The sequence below is a fragment of the Actinophytocola sp. genome (genome assembly GCF_036555685.1).
Classification (GTDB): domain Bacteria; phylum Actinomycetota; class Actinomycetes; order Mycobacteriales; family Pseudonocardiaceae; genus Actinophytocola.
Window position 1 is genome coordinate 46,797 of the sequence record NZ_DATBKY010000024.1, and the last position, 6,223, is coordinate 53,019.

The following is a 6,223-nucleotide window of genomic DNA, read 5'->3' on the forward strand; positions in this document are numbered from 1 at the left end:
CGAGGCGACCCGGCGCGGGCGCTTCGGCGGGCGGCGCTGCGCACGCCGGCCGCCCGATGCTTGCGGCACGCAATCATGACTCGGGCACAGTACGCAAGAGGCACGGAACCGACTTCGGCCATCGATGTTTGCGTCGCGCAAATGATGGTAAGCCTCGACGAGTGAACGGTGAAGACCAGCGAGTCGTGGTGATCACGGGGGCCAGCGGCGGGATCGGCCGCGCGTCCGCCCGCGCCTTCGCCAGGCGCGGCTACCACGTGGCGCTGCTGGCACGCGGCGAGGAAGGACTGAAGGCGGCGGCCGGCGATGTCTCCGCGGCCGGAAGCGTCGCGTTGCCGCTCTCGGTGGACACCGCCGACGACGGTGCCGTCGACGACGCCGCGAGCCGCGTCGAGGACGAGCTCGGGCCCATCGACGTGTGGGTTAACGACGCGTTCACCTCCGTGTTCGCGCCGTTCGACGAGATCGGCGCGGACGAGTTCCGGCGGGTGACCGAGGTGGCATACCTCGGGTTCGTGAACGGCACCCGCGCCGCGCTCAAGCGCATGCGCCCGCGCGACCGCGGGGTGATCGTGCAGGTCGGCTCCGCGCTCGCCTACCGCGGCATCCCGCTGCAGTCGGCGTACTGCGGCGCCAAGCACGCGATCCAGGGGTTCACCGAGTCGCTGCGCTGCGAGCTGCTGCACGACAAGTCGCGCGTGCGCGTGACGATGGTGCAGATGCCCGCGGTGAACACCCCGCAGTTCGACTGGGTGCTCGCCCGGCTGCCCCGCCGCCCGCAGCCGGTGCCGCCGATCTACCAGCCGGAGATCGCCGCCGACGCGGTGCTGTACGCGGCCGAGCATCCGCGCCGCCGCGAGTACTGGGTCGGCGGCTCGACCGTGGGCACCCTGCTCGCCAACGCGGTCGCACCCGGACTGCTCGACCGCTACCTGGCGCGCACGGGCTACGACTCGCAGCAGACCGATCGGCCGCGCGACCCCGACCAGCCGGCGAACCTGTGGCGACCGGCCGACCGGGAGGGCGCCGAGGACTTCGGCGCGCACGGCGACTTCGACGACTCCGCCGTACGGCGCAGCCCGCAGCTGTGGGCGTCCCGGCACCACGGCCTGCTCGGCGCCATCGGCGTCGGCGCGTTGGCCGGTCTGCTGTGGATCGCCGGGCGGCGGTAGCCGGAATGGCGGTGGCAGGAATGGCGGTGGCAGGAATGGAGGTGCCGTGACCACTACCGACCTTCCCGACCCGGTGGTCAAGCACGAGGAGCCACGGGTGGACATCGAGGCCCTGGCCGACGCCTTGCGGAAACGGGTCGACGGCGAGGTCCGCTTCGACGCCGGGAGCCGTGCCGCGTACTCCACGGACGCGTCCAACTTCCGGCAGGTGCCGATCGGCGTCGTCGTCCCCCGGACGCCCGACGCCGCCGCGGAGGCGGTCGCCGTGGCACGGGAACACGGGGCGCCGGTGCTGTCGCGGGGCGGCGGCACGAGCCTCGCGGGGCAGTGCACGAACACCGCCGTGGTGATCGACTGGTCGAAGTACTGCCACCAGGTCGAGTCCGTCGACGCCGAGGCGCGGACCTGCGTCGTGCAGCCGGGGATCGTGCTGGACGAGCTCAACCGGCAGCTCGCGCCGACCGGCCTGCGGTTCGGCCCGGAACCGGCCACCCACATGAACTGCACGATCGGCGGGATGATCGGCAACAACTCCTGCGGGGCGACCGCGCAGCGCACGGGCAAGGTCGTCGACAACATCGCCGCGCTGGAGGTGCTCTGCTACGACGGCACGCGCTTCTGGTGCGGCCGCACGAGCGACGACGAGTACGCCGACATCGAGCGGCACGGCAACCGGCGGGCCGCGATCTACCGGCAGCTGCGCCGCCTGCGCGACGAGTACGCCGACCGCATCCGGGACGGCTTCCCGGACATCCCGCGCCGGGTGTCCGGCTACAACCTCGACTCGCTGCTGCCCGAGCACGGCTTCGACGTCGCCGGCCTGCTCGTCGGCAGTGAGTCCACTTTGGTCACCGTGCTGCGGGCGAAGCTCGAGCTGGTGCCCGTGGTGGCGCAGCGAACGCTCGTGGTGCTGGGCTATCCGGACGTCTACCGGGCGGCGGACGCCGTGCCGGCGATCCTGCCGCACGAGCCGATCGCCCTGGAGGGCCTGGACTCGAAGCTGATCCGGGACGAGCAGCTCAAGGACCTCAACCCGCAGGCGTTGCGGGACCTGCCGCAGGGGCGGGCGTTCCTGATGGTGCAGTTCGGCGGCGACACGGTCGACGAGGCGGACCAGGCCGCGCACCGGATGCTCGACGCGCTGCACGAGACCGAGCACCAGGCCGACGTCGCGTTCCTCGACGATCCGGCGGCCGAGGCGGAGCTGTGGCAGGTCCGCGAGGCCGGGCTCGGTGCCACCGCCCACGTCCCGGACCGGCCGGACACCTTCGAGGGCTGGGAGGACTCGGCGGTCGCGCCGGAGCGACTCGGGGAGTACCTGCGGCGGCTGCAGCGGCTCTACGAGGAGTTCGGCTACGCGGGCGACACCGGTCCCAGCCTGTACGGGCACTTCGGGCAGGGCTGCGTGCACACCCGCATCCCGTTCGACCTCTACACCGCGGGCGGCGTCGCCACCTACCGCCGGTTCCTCGAACGGGCCGCGGACCTGGTCACCGAGCTCGGCGGCTCGCTGTCGGGCGAGCACGGCGACGGGCAGACCCGCGGCGAGCTGCTCCCCCGCATGTTCGGAACGGCACTCACCCGCGCGTTCGGCCAGCTCAAGGCGATCTTCGACCCGGCAGACCGGATGAACCCCGGCAAGGTCGTCGCCCCCGCGCCGCTCGACGCGCACCTGCGGCTCGGCGGCGACTGGGCCCCGGCCGCACCCCAGGACCTGTACTTCCGGTACCCGCACGACGGCGGCTCGTTCGCCGAGGCCGCCAACCGCTGCGTCGGCGTCGGCCGCTGCCGCCAGCACACCACCGACGGCCAGGTGATGTGCCCGTCCTACCAGGTCACGGGCGAGGAGGAGCACTCGACGCGCGGCCGGGCCCGGCTGCTGTTCGAGATGCTCGACGGGCACGGCGACGGCCCGCTCACCGAGGGGTGGCGTTCGACCGAGGTCCGCGACGCGCTGGACCTCTGCCTGGCCTGCAAGGGGTGCAAGACGGACTGCCCGGCGAACGTGGACATGGCCACCTACAAGGCCGAGTTCCTCGCCCACCACTACCGGGGGCGCCCGTGGCGCCGCCCCAGGGCGCACTGGTCGATGGGCTGGCTGCCCGCGCTCGCCCAGGTGGTCGGCCGGTCCCGGCTCGCGCCGGTGGTCAACGCGATCACGCACGCGCCCGGGCTGCGGCGCCTCGCCGTGGCGGCGGCCGGCGTCGACGACCGGGAGATCCCGCTGTTCGCCGGGGAGACCTTGCAGCAGTGGTTCGCCCGCCGCGAGCCGGCGGGCGACGGTGCGCGCGGCGAGGTGCTGCTGTGGCCGGACACCTTCACCAACCACTTCCACCCGCACATCGGCCGCGCCGCGGTCGAGGTCGTCGAGGCCGCCGGCTGGCGGGTCGTCATGCCGGCCGAGCCGATCTGCTGCGGCCTCACCTGGATCTCGACCGGCCAGCTCGCCACGGCCAAGCGGATCCTGACGCGCACCGCCCGCATCCTCGCCCCCCACCTGCGCGCCGGCGGGCTCGTGCTGGGCCTGGAACCCAGCTGCACCGCGGTGTTCCGCTCCGACGCGGCCGAGCTCTTCCCCGGGGACCGCGACGTGCGGCGCCTCCGGGACCAGACGGTGACGCTCGCCGAGCTGCTCACCGAGCACTCGCCGGGTTACCGCCCGCCGAAGCTCGACGCGCGGCAGGCGACGGCAGTCGCGCAGGTGCACTGCCACCAGCACGCGGTGCTCGGCTGGGACGCCGACCGCGAGCTGCTGGCGCGGGCCGGCGTCGACGCCGAGCAGCTGGACTCGGGCTGCTGCGGGCTGGCCGGCAACTTCGGTTTCGAATCCGGCCACCGCGAGGTGAGTGAGGCCTGCGCCGAGCGGGTACTTCTCCCCCGCCTGCGCGAGGCCGACCCGGAAACGGTCGTGCTGGCCGACGGCTTCAGCTGCCGCACGCAGATCCACCAACTCGACAGCGGCGACCGCGACGGCGTCCATCTGGCCGAGCTGCTCGCGGCCGCGCACCGGCACACCAGCCCCGCGCCCGCGGAACGCCCCGAGGACGCGTACGGCAGGCGGCCGTCGCCGCCCGGTGCGCTCGCGAAGGCCGCGACGCTCGCCGGCACCGGCGCGATCGCCGCAGCCGCCGGCCTTGCCGGACTCCGGTGGCGGCAAGGCCGAAAGCGGGGACAACGGCGACAACGCGGGCAGCACAACTGACTTCGAGGTGAGGAGATCATCATGGCCCAGACCGTGGGTGACTACGTGTTGGCCCGGTTGCGGGACTGGCAGGTCGAGCAGGTCTTCGCCTACCCCGGCGACGGGATCAACGGCATCGTGACCGCGTTCGGCAAGGCGGACAACAAACCCCGCTTCATCCAGGCGCGCCACGAGGAGATGGCCGCGTTCCAGGCCGTCGGCTACGCGAAGTTCAGCGGGCACGTCGGCATCTGCATGGCCACCTCCGGCCCGGGCGCGATCCACCTGCTCAACGGCCTCTACGACGCGAAGCTCGACCACGTGCCGGTCGTCGCGATCGTGGGGCAGACCGCGCGCAGCGCGATGGGCGGCAGCTACCAGCAGGAAGTCGACCTGCAGTCGCTGTTCAAGGACGTCGCGTCCGACTACCTGGTCGAGGTCAACGTCGCCGAGCAGCTGCCCAACGCGCTCGACCGCGCGATCCGCGTCGCGCAGGCCAACCGCTGCCCGACCGCGCTGATCATCCCCGCCGACCTGCAGGAGGAGGAGTACTCCGCACCGCAGCACGCGTTCAAGCAGGTGCCCTCCAGCCCGCCGAGCCTGGCGCACACCCGGGTCGTGCCGGTCGCCGAGGACGTGCAACGCGCGGCCGACGTGCTCAACGCGGGCGAGAAGGTCGCGATCCTCGCCGGGCAGGGTGCCCGCAGCGCCGCGGCCGAGGTGCGGGAGCTCGCCGAGCGCACCGGCGCGGGAGTGGCGAAGGCGTTGCTGGGCAAGGACGTGCTCTCCGACGAGCTGCCCTACGTCACCGGCGCGATCGGCCTGCTCGGCACCCGGCCCAGCTACGAGCTGATGCGCGACTGCGACACCCTGCTCATCGTCGGGTCCAACTTCCCGTACACGCAGTTCCTGCCCGACTTCGGCCAGGCACGCGCGGTGCAGATCGACCTCGACGGCCGCTTCATCGGCATGCGCTACCCGACCGAGGTCAACCTCGTCGGCGACGCGCGCGCCACGCTGCAGGCGCTGCTGCCGTTGGTCGAGACCAAGCCCGACGGCAAGTGGCGCGAGACGATCGAGGGCAACGTGGCGTCGTGGTGGGAGACGATCGACCGGCAGGCACACATCGAGGCCGACCCGGTGAACCCCATGCGCATCGTCACCGAGCTGTCGACCCGCATCCCGGACGACGCGATCGTCACCGCGGACTCCGGCTCGGCCGCCAACTGGTACGCGCGCTGCCTGCGCATCCGCGCCGACATCCGGGGGTCGCTCTCCGGCACCCTGGCCACGATGGGACCCGGCGTCCCCTACGCGATCGGCGCCAAGTTCGCCCATCCGGACCGCCCCGTGATCGCGCTCGTCGGCGACGGCGCCATGCAGATGAACGGCCTCGCCGAGCTGATCACGATCAAGCACTACCACGAGCTGTGGAGCGACCAGCGGTGCGTGATCTGCGTGTTCCACAACAACGACCTCAACCAGGTCACGTGGGAGCTGCGGGCGATGGGAGGCGCGCCGAAGTTCGTGGAGTCCCAGACACTTCCCGACGTCGACTACGCCGCGTTCGCGCGCGGCATCGGCCTGGAGGCGATCAACGTGGACGCGCCGGACCAGCTCGGCCCGGCCTGGGACGCCGCCCTGTCCGCGACGCGTCCGGCGGTGCTCGACGTCCGCTGCGACCCCGAGGTGCCGCCGATCCCGCCGCATGCCACGTTCGAGCAGATCAAGGCGGCGACCGAGGCCGTGCTGAAGGGCGACCCGAACGCACTGCACCTGCTGACCGAGGGCATCAAGACGAAGGCACAGGAGATGCTGCCGGGCAGGAAGTCATGACCGGACCGGTCGGCTGGGCCGAACCGGACGGCCC

Annotated in this window: 3 protein-coding genes; all 3 read left to right on the forward strand. The window is 72.6% G+C overall.

The features are described 5' to 3' along the window. Nucleotides 1-161 precede the first annotated feature (161 nt). From VH969_RS02565 to VH969_RS02575, 3 genes are read left to right on the forward strand one after another with little or no spacing between them, the layout of a single operon-like run. The gene (locus VH969_RS02565; RefSeq protein WP_331969687.1) at nucleotides 162-1,172 is read left to right on the forward strand and encodes an SDR family oxidoreductase; all 1,011 of its coding nucleotides are present in this window, start codon (nucleotides 162-164) and stop codon (nucleotides 1,170-1,172) included. Between the two features lie 46 nt (nucleotides 1,173-1,218). Next, nucleotides 1,219-4,374 (forward strand): FAD-binding and (Fe-S)-binding domain-containing protein, encoded by a 3,156-nt coding sequence (locus VH969_RS02570; RefSeq protein WP_331969690.1) that lies wholly within the window; start codon nucleotides 1,219-1,221, stop codon nucleotides 4,372-4,374. Nucleotides 4,375-4,395: 21 nt separating this feature from the next. After that, entirely contained in the window at nucleotides 4,396-6,189 is a 1,794-nt protein-coding gene (locus VH969_RS02575; protein WP_331969693.1) for a thiamine pyrophosphate-requiring protein, read from the forward strand. Nucleotides 6,190-6,223: the final 34 nt, after the last annotated feature.

Bases quoted from the DNA above. Each gene is read 5' to 3' on its own strand.
- VH969_RS02575 (WP_331969693.1), top strand. From the start codon at position 4,396: ATGGCCCAGACCGTGGGTGACTACGTGTTGGCCCGGTTGCGGGACTGG.